The organism is Microbulbifer sp. CNSA002 (assembly GCF_047324085.1).
Lineage (GTDB): Bacteria > Pseudomonadota > Gammaproteobacteria > Pseudomonadales > Cellvibrionaceae > Microbulbifer.
Genome location: NZ_CP172449.1, coordinates 421,194 through 435,702 on the forward strand (window position 1 = coordinate 421,194; position 14,509 = coordinate 435,702).

Annotated in this window: 12 protein-coding genes; 8 read left to right on the forward strand and 4 right to left on the reverse strand. The window is 50.3% G+C overall.

What is annotated here, in order from left to right; genetic code table 11:
- Window positions 1–31 precede the first annotated feature (31 nt).
- From ACG1BZ_RS01820 to ACG1BZ_RS01840, 5 genes are all read left to right on the forward strand, one after another.
- Entirely contained in the window at window positions 32–1,201 is a 1,170-nt protein-coding gene (locus ACG1BZ_RS01820; protein WP_108731530.1) for an isovaleryl-CoA dehydrogenase, read from the forward strand.
- A 118-nt stretch (window positions 1,202–1,319) separates the two neighbouring features.
- Window positions 1,320–2,927 (forward strand): carboxyl transferase domain-containing protein, encoded by a 1,608-nt coding sequence (locus ACG1BZ_RS01825; protein ID WP_413664167.1) that lies wholly within the window; start codon window positions 1,320–1,322, stop codon window positions 2,925–2,927.
- 72 nt (window positions 2,928–2,999) lie between these two features.
- Entirely contained in the window at window positions 3,000–3,797 is a 798-nt protein-coding gene (locus ACG1BZ_RS01830) for an enoyl-CoA hydratase/isomerase family protein (protein ID WP_282934596.1), read from the forward strand.
- A 5-nt stretch (window positions 3,798–3,802) separates the two neighbouring features.
- A complete protein-coding gene (locus ACG1BZ_RS01835) occupies window positions 3,803–5,803 on the forward strand; it encodes an acetyl/propionyl/methylcrotonyl-CoA carboxylase subunit alpha (RefSeq protein WP_413664168.1) in 2,001 nt (666 codons plus the stop codon).
- A complete protein-coding gene (locus ACG1BZ_RS01840) occupies window positions 5,803–6,702 on the forward strand; it encodes a hydroxymethylglutaryl-CoA lyase (protein ID WP_413664169.1) in 900 nt (299 codons plus the stop codon). Before ACG1BZ_RS01835 ends, ACG1BZ_RS01840 begins: the two co-directional genes overlap by 1 nt.
- 91 nt (window positions 6,703–6,793) lie before the next feature.
- On the opposite strand, the gene ACG1BZ_RS01845 is transcribed toward ACG1BZ_RS01840, so the two are convergent.
- The 4 genes from ACG1BZ_RS01845 to ACG1BZ_RS01860 all read right to left on the reverse strand — a co-directional run bounded on the left by ACG1BZ_RS01845 (window position 6,794) and on the right by ACG1BZ_RS01860 (window position 12,563).
- Window positions 6,794–8,014 (reverse strand): SDR family NAD(P)-dependent oxidoreductase, encoded by a 1,221-nt coding sequence (locus tag ACG1BZ_RS01845; protein ID WP_413664170.1) that lies wholly within the window; start codon window positions 8,012–8,014, stop codon window positions 6,794–6,796.
- Window positions 8,015–8,016: 2 nt separating this feature from the next.
- Entirely contained in the window at window positions 8,017–9,051 is a 1,035-nt protein-coding gene (locus tag ACG1BZ_RS01850) for a Mut7-C RNAse domain-containing protein (protein WP_413664171.1), read from the reverse strand.
- A gap of 572 nt (window positions 9,052–9,623) precedes the next feature.
- Entirely contained in the window at window positions 9,624–11,531 is a 1,908-nt protein-coding gene (locus ACG1BZ_RS01855) for a multicopper oxidase family protein (RefSeq protein ID WP_413664172.1), read from the reverse strand.
- Between the two features lie 117 nt (window positions 11,532–11,648).
- Entirely contained in the window at window positions 11,649–12,563 is a 915-nt protein-coding gene (locus ACG1BZ_RS01860; protein ID WP_413664173.1) for an SDR family NAD(P)-dependent oxidoreductase, read from the reverse strand.
- Window positions 12,564–12,772: 209 nt separating this feature from the next.
- On the opposite strand from ACG1BZ_RS01860, the gene ACG1BZ_RS01865 reads away from it, so the two are divergent.
- The 3 genes from ACG1BZ_RS01865 (at window position 12,773) to ACG1BZ_RS01875 (ending at window position 14,500) form a co-directional block, all read left to right on the forward strand.
- Window positions 12,773–13,204 carry a DUF4345 domain-containing protein gene (locus tag ACG1BZ_RS01865; RefSeq protein ID WP_143729557.1) on the forward strand — a complete coding sequence of 144 codons (432 nt, stop codon included), beginning with the start codon at window positions 12,773–12,775 and terminating at the stop codon, window positions 13,202–13,204.
- A 58-nt stretch (window positions 13,205–13,262) separates the two neighbouring features.
- Window positions 13,263–13,565 carry a DUF1330 domain-containing protein gene (locus tag ACG1BZ_RS01870; RefSeq protein ID WP_282934534.1) on the forward strand — a complete coding sequence of 101 codons (303 nt, stop codon included), beginning with the start codon at window positions 13,263–13,265 and terminating at the stop codon, window positions 13,563–13,565.
- Between the two features lie 80 nt (window positions 13,566–13,645).
- The gene (locus ACG1BZ_RS01875; protein ID WP_413664174.1) at window positions 13,646–14,500 is read left to right on the forward strand and encodes an AraC family transcriptional regulator; all 855 of its coding nucleotides are present in this window, start codon (window positions 13,646–13,648) and stop codon (window positions 14,498–14,500) included.
- The last annotated feature ends 9 nt before the right edge of the window (window positions 14,501–14,509 follow it).

Sequence of the window (14,509 nt, forward strand, 5' to 3'; positions counted from 1 at the left end):
TAAAGACATTTTAAATATCAGTGGAGCCGTTATGAACACCTCCTACCCAACCCTGAATTTCGGTCTCGGTGAAGACATCGATATGCTCCGTGACATGGTGTACAAGTTCTGCCAGGCGGAGCTGGCCCCGCGCGCGGCACAGATCGATGAAGACAACCTGTTCCCAGCGGACATGTGGAAAAAGTTTGGTGAGCTGGGCCTGCTGGGTATGACCGTGGAAGAGGAGTTCGGCGGTTCCAATATGGGTTACCTGGCACACGCTGTGGCCATGGAAGAAATTTCCCGCGCCTCCGCTTCTGTGGGCTTGTCCTACGGTGCCCACTCCAACCTTTGTGTAAACCAGATTCGCAAAAATGGTACCCGCGAGCAGAAGCTCAAGTACCTGCCCAAGCTGTGTTCCGGTGAACATGTAGGCGCCTTGGCCATGAGTGAACCCAACTCCGGTTCCGACGTGGTAAGTCTGCAACTGCGCGCCGAGAAGCGCGGTGATCGCTTTATTTTGAACGGCAATAAAATGTGGATCACCAACGGTCCCGATGCCGATACCTATGTGATCTACGCTCGCACTGAGCCGGGCATCAGCTCCGGTGGTATCACTGCATTTATCGTTGAGCGCGGTTTCGCCGGCTTCTCCCAGGCGCAAAAGCTCGACAAGCTGGGCATGCGCGGTTCCAACACCTGTGAGCTGGTGTTCGAAGACTGTGAAGTGCCGGAAGAAAATATCCTCGGTGAACTGAACGGCGGTGTACGCGTATTGATGAGCGGTCTCGACTACGAGCGCACCATTCTCTCCGGAGGCCCTGTCGGAATTATGCAGGCCTGCCTGGATGTGGTGGTTCCCTATATTCACGAGCGCAAGCAGTTCGGCAAGGCCATCGGTGAGTTCCAGCTGATGCAGGGCAAGATCGCCGATATGTACGCTGACCTGAATGCCAGCCGCTCTTACCTGTACGCTGTGGCCCGGGCTTGTGATCGCGGTGAGGACTCGCGCAAGGACGCCGCCGCTGTAATCCTGTTTACTGCGGAGCGCGCAACACAGATGGCCCTGCAGGCTATCCAGACACTGGGCGGCAATGGCTACATCAACGAGTACGCCACTGGTCGTCTGCTGCGCGATGCCAAGCTCTACGAAATCGGCGCGGGCACTTCTGAAGTGCGCCGTATGCTGATTGGTCGCGAGCTGTTTAAAGAGACCCGCTAAGGCTGGGCATTTCTTCTCGCCGCCGGCGCCTGCCGGCGGCAGCTGTCTCCAGCCGGGCACTGCGGCAATAAGCTGCGCCCTGTGGAGGTCTTTTCTCCGGGAAAGTGAATCGGACTTTATGAATCAGTTGCAGAGCAAAATAAACACGCGCGATACCGCCTTTGGCGAAAACCGCGAGCAGATGCAGGCGCTGGTGGCAGACCTGCGCGAGAAAGTGGAAGCCATCGCCCAGGGCGGCGGCGAGCGCGCAAGGGAAAAACACCTGGCGCGAGGAAAATTATTGCCACGGGACCGTATCGATGCGCTGCTCGATCCGGGTAGCCCTTTTATGGAATTTTCCCAGCTGGCCGCTCACGAGGTTTACGGTGAGGATGTTCCGGCTGCGGGTATTATTACCGGCATCGGCACCGTCTCCGGTCAGCCCTGTGTGATAGTAGCTAACGATGCCACTGTAAAAGGTGGAACCTATTATCCCCTCACAGTAAAAAAACACCTGCGCGCGCAGACCATCGCCGAGCAGAACAATCTGCCGTGCATTTACCTGGTGGATTCCGGTGGTGCTAATTTGCCGCGCCAGGACGACGTTTTCCCAGACCGTGAGCACTTCGGTCGCATCTTCTTTAACCAAGCCAATCTCTCTGCACAGAATATTCCGCAGATCGCGGTGGTTATGGGTAGCTGCACCGCCGGTGGAGCCTATGTGCCGGCCATGGCAGACGAATCCATTATGGTGAAAGAGCAGGCCACCATCTTCCTGGCGGGCCCGCCCCTGGTGAAAGCGGCCACCGGTGAAGAAGTTTCCGCTGAGGAGCTCGGCGGTGCCGAGGTGCACTGTCGCACTTCCGGGGTTTCCGATCACTACGCCAATAATGATGTACACGCCCTGCAGTTAGCGCGCCGCTCTGTAGCTCGCCTGAACCGTATCAAAAATCCTGGTCTGGATATCCAAAAGCCTGTGGAGCCGATTTATCCACCGGAAGACATTTACGGCGTGGTGCCCAAAGATTCGCGCCAGCCGTTTGACGTGCGTGAGATTATCGCGCGGGTTGTGGACGGATCTGAGTTCGATGAATTTAAAGCGTTGTACGGCACCACCCTGGTAACCGGTTTTGCCCGTATCCAGGGCTATCCGGTGGGAATTGTTGCCAATAACGGCATCCTGTTTGCGGAGAGTGCGCAGAAGGGCGCGCACTTTATTGAGTTGTGTGCGCAGCGCAAGATTCCATTGGTTTTCCTGCAAAATATCACCGGCTTTATGGTGGGCAAGCAGTACGAGGCGGGCGGTATCGCCAAACACGGCGCCAAGATGGTGACCGCTGTCGCTACCGCCAAGGTGCCCAAAATTACCATCCTTATCGGCGGCTCTTTCGGCGCCGGTAACTACGGTATGTGTGGCCGCGCCTACGATCCCAACTTCCTGTTTATGTGGCCCAATGCGCGCATTTCGGTTATGGGGGGTGAACAAGCTGCTGGCGTATTGGCCCAGGTGAAGCGCGACCAGATGGTCGCCCGAGGGGAATCCTGGAGCGAAGAGGAAGAGCGCCAGTTTAAGCAGCCGATTGTGGATAACTACGAACACCAGGGGCACCCCTACTACGCCTCCGCGCGCTTGTGGGATGACGGCGTTATCGATCCGGCGGATACCCGCCGCGTGCTCGGTCTGTGCCTGGCGGCGGCCAGCCACAAGGAACCGGAAGAGACCAAGTTCGGCGTGTTCCGCATGTAAGGAACCGTGGTTGCGGCGCCAGCGAAATGTTCCGGTGCCGCTTTTGATAGACGCCCCAATCGAGGAATTACAATGAGCGATAAATTGCTGTGCGAAGTGGATAGCGAGGGCGTGGCCACGGTCACCCTGAACCGGCCGGAAATCCACAACGCTTTTGATGATGAACTGATCCACGAGCTGGCCACCACCTTTGACACCCTGGCGCAAAACCCCGCTGTACGTGTGTTGGTACTAGCCTCCAATGGCAAGAGCTTTTCTGCCGGAGCCGACCTCAACTGGATGAAGCGCATGGCGACTTATTCAGAAGAGGAAAACCGCCGCGACGCAGCTGCGCTCGCCGCCATGCTGTACAAGCTCGACACTTTTCCTGCGCCCACCATTGCGCGAGTACAGGGCGCCGCTTTTGGCGGGGCCGTGGGCCTGGTGAGCTGCTGCGATATGGCCGTGGCCTCTGAGCGCGCCAGCTTCTGTTTGTCCGAAGTCAAAATCGGGCTGCTGCCCGCCACCATCAGTCCCTATGTCATCAATGCTATCGGCACTCGCCATGCGCGTCGTTACTTTGTCACAGCGGAACGTTTCCCCGCCGAGCGCGCGGAACAGATCGGTTTGGTATCCGAAGTCTGTGCCGAGGCTGATCTGGACCTGCATGTGCAGAAATTAGTGAATGCCATTGCCGACAATGGCCCCAAGGCAGTCGCCATGGCCAAGCAACTGGCTATGTCCATGTCCAACCGGGTTATCAACGATGAATTGCAGGGCCAGACCAGCGCGCTGATCGCTGCCGTGCGTGTGTCGCCGGAAGGACAGGAAGGGTTGAGTGCGTTTTTGGAAAAGCGTGCACCCAGTTGGATGAATGGTAGCGAAGGGTAATTTTTATGATTCGCAAACTGTTAATAGCTAATCGCGGCGAAATTGCCTGTCGCATTATCAAGACCGCGCGCCGCCTGGGGGTGGCCACTGTCGCCGTTTATTCCGATGCGGATGCCGACGCCCTGCATGTACAGATGGCGGACGAAGCGGTGCACCTGGGTCCGGCCCCGGCCAGGGATTCGTATCTGAATATCGACAAAGTATTGGGTGCTGCCAAGCAGACTGGTGCCGATGCCATCCATCCGGGTTATGGCTTCCTGTCGGAAAACGCGGAGTTTTGCCGCGCCTGCGATAGCAACGGCATTATTTTTGTCGGCCCACCCACCGGCGCGATTGAGGCGATGGGCTCCAAGTCCGCAGCCAAGCGTATTATGGAAGAGGCCAATGTGCCCCTGGTGCCCGGTTACCATGGCACCAATCAAAATGAAGAGCTGTTGGAAGGCCATGCCAATCGCATCGGTTACCCGGTATTGCTGAAAGCTGCTGCCGGCGGCGGTGGTAAGGGCATGCGCCGTGTCGACAGTGCCGATGAATTCCACGAAGCTCTGGCCGCTGCCAAGCGTGAGGCCATGAATGCCTTTGGCGACGACATTATGTTGCTAGAGCGCTATGTGGTGAGTCCCCGCCACGTGGAAATCCAGGTGTTCTGTGATCAGCAGGGCAATGGCGTCTACCTGTTTGAACGGGATTGCTCGGTGCAGCGCCGCCACCAAAAAGTAGTGGAAGAAGCTCCCGCACCGGGCATGGCTCCGGAGCTGCGCGCCCGCATGGGTGAAGCGGCCCTGCGCGCGGCCCACGCGATTGGTTACGTGGGGGCCGGCACGGTGGAGTTCCTGCTGGATGCCAGCGGTGCCTTCTACTTTATGGAAATGAATACCCGCCTGCAGGTGGAGCACCCGGTGACGGAAATGATCACCGACCAGGACCTGGTGGCCTGGCAGCTGTCAGTTGCCGCTGGCGATACCCTGCCCATGAGCCAGGATGAGCTGCAGATCAACGGCCACGCCATGGAAGTGCGGATCTACGCCGAAGACCCGGACAATGATTTCCTGCCGGCAACCGGCGTGTTGGTGCGCCACCAGCCCCCGGCGGAAGGCGAGGGTGTGCGAGTGGATACCGGTGTGCAGACCGGCGATGAAATCAGCGTGCATTACGACCCGATGATCGCCAAATTAATCTGCCACGGCCGCACCCGCAAAGAAGCCCTGGCCAAATTGGATCGCGCACTGCGTGATTATCAAATTGCCGGTGTGCGCCACAATATTGAATTCCTGCGCCGAGTGATCAATCACCAGGCATTTGCCAGCGGTTGTATTTCGACGCACTTTATCGAGGACTACGAGGCGGAAGTACTGCACCAGGAGCAGACACTGACGCCGCTGAAATGTGCTGCTATTGCCGGTTATTTGCAGCAGCGTGAAGAGCGCGATCTGCGCAATAGCGCACCTCAGCGGGATCCTTTCTCTCCTTGGCACAATGGTGATAACTGGCGCAATGCTCTGGCTGGCAGTCGCACCCAGACGGTGGACTACCGTGGCCAGCACGCTCAAATTCGCTTTGTTGCGGAGGGCGATAGCCTGCGCTGGACTTGCGATGCCTTGCCTGAGGAACAAAACAGCGGTGAGATTCGCCTGCTCCTGGGACGTGACTTGATGTTGGTGGATGGCCGCCGCATGAGTTTCTCCGCCGTGGATACCCGCGATGGCGGTGCTGTATTTATCGATGGCACTCAGGTGGAATTCAAGCTGTTGCCACCGGATATCGGTGAGAGCAATGACCAGGCCCACGGCCTCGATGCCCCCATGAACGGCACCATAATTTCGTTGCTGGTTGAGCCCGGCTCTACGGTGGAAAAAGACCAGCCGCTACTGGTAATGGAAGCCATGAAAATGGAACACACCCTGCGGGCTCCAGCCGCCGGCACCGTGCAGCAGTTCTTCTGTGCCGAAGGTGAATTAGTGGATGGCGGTAGTCTGCTGGTGGATTTTGCCGGGGAGGAGCAATAATGACTTTGCCCAAACAGGTCAAAATCGTCGAAGTGGGCCCCCGCGATGGGCTGCAAAATGAAAAGCAGCCTATCTCTGTGGAGACCCGTATCGCTCTGGTGGACAAGCTCAGTACCAGTGGGCTGTCGGTTATTGAAGCCGGCAGTTTTGTCAGCCCCAAGTGGGTACCGCAAATGGCCGCCAGCGAGGAAGTGCTGGCGGGTATCCAGCGCAAAGACGGTGTTATCTACAGCGCACTCACGCCAAACTTAAAAGGCTATGAGCGCGCAGTGGAAGCCAAAGCGGATGAGGTCGCCGTATTCGGCGCGGCCTCAGAAGCCTTCACCCAGAAAAACATTAATTGCAGTATTGCAGAGAGCCTGGAGCGCTTCCGCCCGCTGGTGGAAAAAGCGAAGCAAGACGGAATACCCGTGCGCGGTTACGTGTCCTGCGTGCTCGGTTGCCCCTATGAAGGCGATATTGATCCGGCCAAAGTGGCAGAAGTTAGTGCTGCTCTATTGGAAATGGGCTGCTACGAAATCTCTCTCGGCGACACCATTGGTGTCGGCACCCCGGAAGCCGCCAAGCGTATGCTGGAGCAGGTGATGGCCCGCGTGCCCGTGGAAAAACTTGCTGTGCATTTCCACGATACCTACGGCCAGGCACTGGCCAATATCTACGCGGCCTTACAAATGGGTGTTGCAGTAGTAGATTCCGCCGTAGCCGGCCTGGGCGGCTGCCCCTATGCCCGCGGCGCTTCCGGTAATGTTGCCAGTGAGGATGTGCTTTATATGCTCAATGGCATGGGTATTGAAACCGGCGTGGATTTACAGTTGCTGGCAGAGGCTGGGAACTTTATTTCTGAACAGCTGGGGCGGGAGACTAACTCCCGTGTGGCCAAGGCTTTGGAGTCCTGCTGAGTTTTTTGAATGCCCCCTACAGAACAAAAGCCTTTGTCTTGGAGAGGGGCATGATTTTACTTTTCACCAAAACTCGAATTTGGCCAAGATATTACCAATCGGTAGGAGCATAGTCTTTTAAAAATACTCCATATAGAGCTTTATCGCCGTTGATGGTATTGAAGATGGGGGCTAGGATTCTGGATGCCCCATCAATACAGTCCAATGGAGGAACAACCCCTTTTGCTCTATTTTTTTGCCGTATTGGGAATGGATGTTCTTCTGTCACCCACCCCGTATCTACGCTAGTGATATAAATATTGTCCTGGACATAGTCTTTGGCACTAGTCCGAGTAATCATATTTAAGGCTGCCTTGGCCATGTTGGTGTGAGGATGCCTATGGGTCTTATTTTTTCGGGAGAACTGCCCTTCCATAGCTGAAACATTTACGATGAATTTATACTTATTCTGTGATTTCAGCAGTAGTGGTTTTAGTTTTGCACAGAGAATACCAGGGGAAGTTGCATTTATAATCATTACTTCTACCATCTCTAAAGGGGCTATTTCGTCCAAAGCTAAGCACCAAGAGTTTTTTGAGGCAAAGTCAATGGGCTCATCATTTTCATCCAAAAATTCAATCTCTTGAATAGAGCCTAGCAAGAAGCGAGAGTGATTTTTCTTTAGATCTGGATCAGAAAATCCAGCGATAAGTTCGCATGGAGTTTTACTTTTTAGCTTAAGCTCTTGCCTAGCCATATAAATATAGTATGAATCAGGTTTTCTAATCGTTTGCGCTGCATTATTAATCAGTATGTCTAGGGGCTTTCCTATATCAATAAGATACTGGATAAAAGATTCCACCGAGGGTAGGTGTTTTAAGTCTAAAGCGTATATGGATAGCCTGTGTTTCCATTCTGAGAAGTCATTTTGCTGCTGGAATCGCCTGGCTGCGTCATTGGTAAACCTTGTTGTGATCAATACTTCAGCGCCACCTCTAAGCAATTTAAGTGCTGTCTCGAAACCAATTTTTATACGACCTCCAGTTATTAGGGCACGATATCCTTGCATGGAGGGGGTATAATTTCTCTTTCTGATGTTGTAATCAGCACAAGAGGGACAAAGGGAATGATAGATTTCTCCAATTTTTCGATACGGCTCTTTGCAAATGTAACATTTCTTTGATTTGAAAAGAGTTCTAGTACCTTTTAATTTAGGAGGAAGGCTGATCAGCCTTTTTCCTATAGGTGAAAAAATCTGACTTTTCCTAACTATTTGTGTACTAGCTAGAAGAAGTGAATCATGGGATTTTTGTTTGAGCTTCCTTGAAAACATGCTTAAGCCTCCCTCGCCTTTGCAAGTAATGACTTCATTCGCTTGAAATGGGAGCCTATCCAATAAATTTGTTTACACGTTTGGCACTGACTGAACTCTTTCTGTGTTTCAAGGATACTTGTAGGAATTTTGTCAACAATACTTTCAGTCGTCACCTTTTCAATTTCACCATTACACTTAATGCACCGGCTAAATGGCTTGAACTCTTTCGAAAGTCTATAGTGTTTTATAACTTCAAGAAACTGAGTTTCAGGATCTTGACTCCGTAACCAGCGACCATAGTTGACTTTAGCGTGTTTAAGTAGACCTATATCTCTGGTAAGAAGTACGCAATTTTGAAGTGCCGCTACTTCTGCTAAAAGTTTATCACATTGATCTTGTGGATTATAAAGAGTGTCAAATCCTGCCATTCGAAGGTATCGGGCAAGAGTTCCTAAATGAACGTCTAGTAAAAAAGTAATTTTTGATGGTTTGTAGGAAAAATAACTATCTTGGTTACAGGGAAAGACTTCAATATAGTCTTTGTCTTGAATCAATATATCGAAATTAGAGGAAACTCCATTAATACGAATACTACCTACTTCGGTGTGAGGAACGCCTAAGGATTCAATGCAATCCTTAACACTAGGACTAGCATCAAAATGATAGATAAGTGATTCTTTATTGTCAGTAAAGTCTAGGCACTCACCGTAGAGGTGAACTTTACTTTGGTATAAAAGAAGATCTTTGTACTCTTTTAAATATCCATACCAAAGCTTGATGATAAGTTGCTTTGATTGGGCCTGATTCATTTTTCCGAGTGTGGCAAGCTTGGCCGACCACTCAGGTAGATTCATTGCGACAATTTTGGCATCTAAGGGCTTCTTATCGCAGCTAGTTTGTGATTCTACTTTTTGAAAATGGTGGTAGTTTTTATAACCGTATAGGATGCACAGGATTTCTCTTGTGCGCGAGGCTTTTGCACCTGCGAAGGGCCAAAATTTGGTTGCAGTCTTGACTTGCTGTTTGAGGGTTCGGCTTGTTATAGCGTACAACATCTTATTTCTCAACCTTGCGATCAGTACCTGTCCCACTCTATGGTATTTCGCGTTGATTTTTGAGAATAAGCTATTGATGAACTAATTCTTATTGAGAGTTCAGGCTTCGTGATCTATTGATCTGCTCTTGTGGGAAGAAAGGGTTGAAGCTACCTTGAGGTGATAATAATCAATCATTATGGTTGATGTAAAGAGTAATTTATCAGTTATGTTGCTCACTTATCCAGTGAAGCGAGGTGCTTAGCGTATTCTTAACACAAATAGGTTGGCTGATCAGCTTGTCGATTGCCCTCAAGCTTCGATAAATTTTGAAAGCGATTTGCCTCAAAGAACAAAGATAGCAAAGTCATTAAGGGGGCATTTTAATATGTTTAATGCTCAAACTGCATGGATTGATATTTGAGTATGATCTATTTTTCTATATATCTGGCATCATTTTCAGTTTTCGGTTATTTATCTTTTAGTGATTTATAGAGTTTTTGTGTCGTAGCTTTTTGTTCTATTGTCTACTATTCACTTCATCAATTAAGTTTTAACTTCTTGATGGACTCTTTAGATTAAAGAATGACTATTTAGTGTTTATTTTCTGATTTGGGCGCTAAAACTCTAAACGGCCTCATCATATCGTAATCCTCATGGGAGAGCAGATGACAGTGCCATACATAGAGGCCTTCTCGATCAAAGCGCGCAATTACCCGTGTTACTTGGCCGGGAAGGGCGATGACCGTATCTTTGGGGCCGCTTTCTTCTGGTTGTGGTGGAAGGGGTTTCCCTTGTAGAGATTCTATTTCCAGGCGTGCACCCTGAAATATCTTATCTGTATGCATAAATTTCTGCTGCTTGGCAATAAGTTTTCCTTTAAAAGGCTGGCGATCCAGTACCTGGAATTCCACCAGATGAATATGGATTGGATGAGCCGATACTGTAGGGTTGTATATTTCCCAGATCTCAACGGCGTTGTGTTGGATTATTTCTGTAGTAGGGTCTTCAAAAAATAGGGAGCCCTCCTTTACTGGACCTAACATGAGCAGATTGCGGCCATAGGGATCATCCAACCGATAGGTGGCAAGTTGTCGTGTGCGGCTGGCATGGTTAAGCCTATTAAGTGGGGTGCGCAAGGGAGTATTTAGGCTGAGTTTTAAGTCTCGAGTGGTATTTTTAATCTCTGATTTCTGTTTATTAGAAGGGGGGGGTATCGGTGTTGAAGCAATATGAAATTGTAGGATCTGGCCTGTAGTATTTGGATCGGTAGTTGGTGTGATGCCGCCGCGTCCATCGCTTAATACGCGTTTACCTCCCGGGTTGTAGACAAGTGGAATCGAACTCTTTGGGTCATTGGCCTCTACAAAGCCTTTAAAAGGGACATCCGGTCCAAAGTTTCGCAGTGTTAGTTCACGCCCTTCATAACCGCTGAAATCTACTAAAACATCTGCTCGCTCTGCGGGTGCCAATATCAACTCGTTCAATTTTACAGGGTAATCGAGAAATCCGCCGTCACCGCCGACTTGTACAAAGGGTGTATTTTCGTCGATCCTGAGTATCAGTGTGCGGGTATCGGATGCGTTGAGTAATCGCAATCGATAGACGTGTGGAGTGACACTGACTTTGGGCCAGGTCATACCGTTTACCAGAATAAAATTGCCAAAAAATTCGTCGAGATGGGACGGATTGGGCCAATTGGCCTTAACCACCTCATGGGAAACCGGTGATGGAGGCTGGTCCCTCCAGCCAGGAAAATACAGCTGCCCATCGGAGCTAAACAAGCTGTCTGTAATAGCGGCTACAAAAGTGCGCTCTTCTGCAGGGAGCAGCTTCTCCTGTATCAAATGGTCTTCATTGTCATCGCCAACCAGGTAAAAACCGAATAGACCTGCGTAAACATTAAGGCGCGTCATGCCCAGGGTGTGGTCGTGATACCAGATAGTGGCGGCATCCTGGGAGTTGTCGTATTCGTAAATCCTTTTCTCAAATAATGGTCCCGTCTCACGATAATTGCGGGTGTACCAAGCGAGGGGATTGCCGTCACTTTTCCACTCTGTATGCCCGCCGTGAAGGTGGATAACCATAGGTACAGCTTTTGGATCTTTTACGTCGGCGAGGTGAATGGATCGATCCACAGGAAATAGATGTGGACCCGGTAGCTCATTGGCCCAGTGTACAAATACCGGTTGGCCTTCTCGGGCGCGAATAGTAGGGCCAGGAGAGTGGATGCGACCTGCATATTCAAAACCCCAGGCTTTTGTCATTAAACGTTTGCCTTCCTTATCCCGTAGCCCCATCCAAACTTCAGTGGGGCGGGCGGGTAGTTTAATCGGGGCTGAGCCCTGAGGGCGGATTTCTGCGGGTATTGGCAGTTCATTGATGAACTTATCCACAGTTGCTGGATCCAGCAGCCGCAGGGGAGTGGCTTTAGCTACATCTTCAGCAGCAGTCAGGGCAAGGGGAATTAACAACAGCAGGGAAAAGATTACCCGAAACATTGGCTGTTTTTAGCAGTAAGTATTTAACAGTCAAGTATAGGTAAACAAGCGGTATCGGTGGCGTTAACTTGGGGGCAGGGAAGGGTGTACAGGGCCCTTCCCAGATGCGACCCTTCATTAGATAAAGCGATTGATCGCCGTTTTGGCATTGTCTTGATAGGTAGGATTGTCCAGGTCCGGGAAAAGCTTCCACTGTTCACCAAGAGGTCCAGTCAATCCGCGTTCACTGCCGTAAAAAATACCTGTGCGGAAGGATGTTGTATCCAGTAGGGCATCGATATAGCGCTTGGCGCCTACTTCTACTTTGTGGACTTTGCCAAGTAGCAGCATAATCCGCATCATGCCCTTCATCATATATTGCTTGAATAACGACAGTGTATTGAAGCCCTCTGTGCCTACAGTAGCCCCTGGACTCATGGTTACGAAGCGGATATGGGGGAATTCTCGCGCCATGGAAGACATCCATAGGGCGCCCATATACTTTATCGGACCATAGGGTACCGTAGCGTCTTTGGTACTGGCATAGAGCTCTCCTTCGCAGATCTGCATAAACTCCTCCACAGAGGCGCTTTTCAGCTCTGGTCGCTTCATACCCATCTCTTTTACACCGCGAGCGGCCTCGGAGCCGGCATAGATAGCAGTCTGGGTTAATTTATTGGCTTTCAGTAACTCGTTAGTCAGTAGAGCATGTCCAAGCAGGTTGACGGCGAAAATTTGTGTGACTCCTTCGGGGGTCTTGTTGTAAAACTCTTTCCCCCCGGTACCGCCAGCATTCATAACCAGCGCATCAACTGGGGAGTCCAGGTTGTTAACTGCCTCTTTCACAGATTGTTGATCCGCGACATCGATCAGCAATACTTCGAAGATATTCCTGCCTGTTTCCGACACTAGCTCGGCCTGGGCTTCCTTGGCTTTGTGCAGATTGCGGCAGCCGAGATAGATCTTGTTAATCTGCTGGTATTCCGCCAGTTGCTTGGCGCACTCCCTGCCTAAGCCTGCATTCGCTCCGGTAATCAAAACACTCTTAATCATCTTTCTGTCTCTGTGGATATTGGGAACTGGTGCCCGGATATGGATATACCCGGCTGTTGGAGGGAAAGATAAGCGGTTAAGCGCCTCGTCTTTTGACATTTCTTGCTGTCTTAGTGGGATACCAAGACCGCAAGAAATATCAAAAATAGGGCCTTACTGGCCAATATGATTAGGTCATCTCTTCAAATACGGCAAACTAAGGTGACACTATGAATCAGGCGAGTTCTATAGAAAGAAAAATTTTCCAATTGTTAGTGGTAGCGCTGGCGGTGATCTGTTTTGTACCCGGTGGTATCAGTGCATTTGGAGGGCTGAATGGCAGTGCTGCCCTGAGTGGTGGCGCTATGATTTTTGGCCCGGATAGCCCCTTGAGAGGATTTGGGGATAATCAATATCGATTTGCCTTTGGTGTTTTCTTTGCCCAGGGGTTGGTTTTACTGTATTTCCTGAGCAATATCGAAAAACATAAAGCATTGTTTTACTTCGTGGCTTTATCCCTCTTCATTGGCGGTCTGGGCCGTTTAAGTAATATTCTGGAATTTGGATTGGTGGATGATCAGGTCTTACCGCCTACGATTATTGAGCTTGCGATAGTTCCACTTCTGGTTTTTTGGCATAGGCGAGTAGCCTCTCAAAGTTAGTCATTAGAAGCTCTTAGTTAAGCAACTAAAATTTATTTACACTTAAGAGGTTATTACTTTGTTACCAGTATTTTTACATATAGAGTCTTCACCAAACTTACAGGAATTGCAGGCTCTTCAGCAGTATATAGGTCTGGCACCGCAATTAATGCAACAGTATGGGGGGGTGCCTATTGCTTCTTATGATGTGGAAGAGGCCCTGGACGGGGGGCGGTCACCAAGGGCATTTGTTGTGGTATCTTTTCCGGATCGGGAGGCGATCTATGCATTCTTTAATGATCCAGCCTACCAGGCGATTATTCCTTTGAGGGACAAAGCATTTGCCCATTTACGCTTTTTTATCACTAGTGAGCGAATTTAATTTAAAGGCATACTAAACCGGGAAGGTATTGTTCGAAAATTTCACCGTCCCAACGTAGACTGGCAGTAAAGGAGCCTCTCATGCAGCGATTTTTTAAAAGTATTAACTTCGTAGAGCAGCATCTATATGACAAAATTTCTGTTCACGAAATTGCTGCTGCCTCTCATTACTCCACCTACCACTTCAGCCGTATTTTTAAGGCATTAGTGGGGGACTCACCGAAAGAGTATTTGCGTAAGCGCCGATTGACCGTCGCCGCAAAGAGGTTGTTGAGTGAAGATATTGGTATTCTTGAGCTTGCCATGGAGTGCCAATTTGACTCCCAAGAAGCGTTTACTCGCGCGTTTAAAGCTTTATTTAACGTAACCCCGGCACAGTATCGAAAGCAGCAGGATCCTTTTCGGTTGTTGTATAAGGATCAATTTAGCCCTCATATGCTGCACTTCTTGCAAAATGAGTTGTCCATGGAGCCACAAATTATTTCGCGGCCAGCGATGCAATTGGTGGGGGTAGCGCAGGAATACGACCATGAAAATCTCAGCTTGCCAAAGCTCTGGTCTGCATTTCGGCCCTACAGGGATAAAATCCCCAATCGTATCAGCGATGAATCTTTTGGTATCTATGAATGTTATGAGGAAGCGGGTGATGAAATTCAGTTTAAGTATGTCTGCTGTGCGCCGGTTGCCGACCTGACTCAGGTACCCGAGGGAATGGTGGCGCGGGAACTACCGGAGCAGCTATATGCAAAATTTGTTCACCGCGGATCTATTACCACCCTGGAACAGACATTGAAGTATATTTGGGGAAGCTGGTTGCCAAAGTCCAATTACGACTATATTGAGAGGCCAGACTTTGAGCTGTACCCACCCAGATATCAGGTTACCAGCCCGACAGCAGAAATGTTTCTCCATATCCCGGTCAAAGAAAGGCCGTAATCGCTTGGC

Bases quoted from the DNA above. Each gene is read 5' to 3' on its own strand.
- ACG1BZ_RS01820 (WP_108731530.1), top strand. From the start codon at position 32: ATGAACACCTCCTACCCAACCCTGAATTTCGGTCTCGGTGAAGACATC.
- ACG1BZ_RS01825 (WP_413664167.1), top strand. From the start codon at position 1,320: ATGAATCAGTTGCAGAGCAAAATAAACACGCGCGATACCGCCTTTGGC.
- ACG1BZ_RS01830 (WP_282934596.1), top strand. From the start codon at position 3,000: ATGAGCGATAAATTGCTGTGCGAAGTGGATAGCGAGGGCGTGGCCACG.
- ACG1BZ_RS01835 (WP_413664168.1), top strand. From the start codon at position 3,803: ATGATTCGCAAACTGTTAATAGCTAATCGCGGCGAAATTGCCTGTCGC.
- ACG1BZ_RS01840 (WP_413664169.1), top strand. From the start codon at position 5,803: ATGACTTTGCCCAAACAGGTCAAAATCGTCGAAGTGGGCCCCCGCGAT.
- ACG1BZ_RS01845 (WP_413664170.1), bottom strand. From the start codon at position 8,014: ATGTTTTCAAGGAAGCTCAAACAAAAATCCCATGATTCACTTCTTCTA.
- ACG1BZ_RS01850 (WP_413664171.1), bottom strand. From the start codon at position 9,051: ATGTTGTACGCTATAACAAGCCGAACCCTCAAACAGCAAGTCAAGACT.
- ACG1BZ_RS01855 (WP_413664172.1), bottom strand. From the start codon at position 11,531: ATGTTTCGGGTAATCTTTTCCCTGCTGTTGTTAATTCCCCTTGCCCTG.
- ACG1BZ_RS01860 (WP_413664173.1), bottom strand. From the start codon at position 12,563: ATGATTAAGAGTGTTTTGATTACCGGAGCGAATGCAGGCTTAGGCAGG.
- ACG1BZ_RS01865 (WP_143729557.1), top strand. From the start codon at position 12,773: ATGAATCAGGCGAGTTCTATAGAAAGAAAAATTTTCCAATTGTTAGTG.
- ACG1BZ_RS01875 (WP_413664174.1), top strand. From the start codon at position 13,646: ATGCAGCGATTTTTTAAAAGTATTAACTTCGTAGAGCAGCATCTATAT.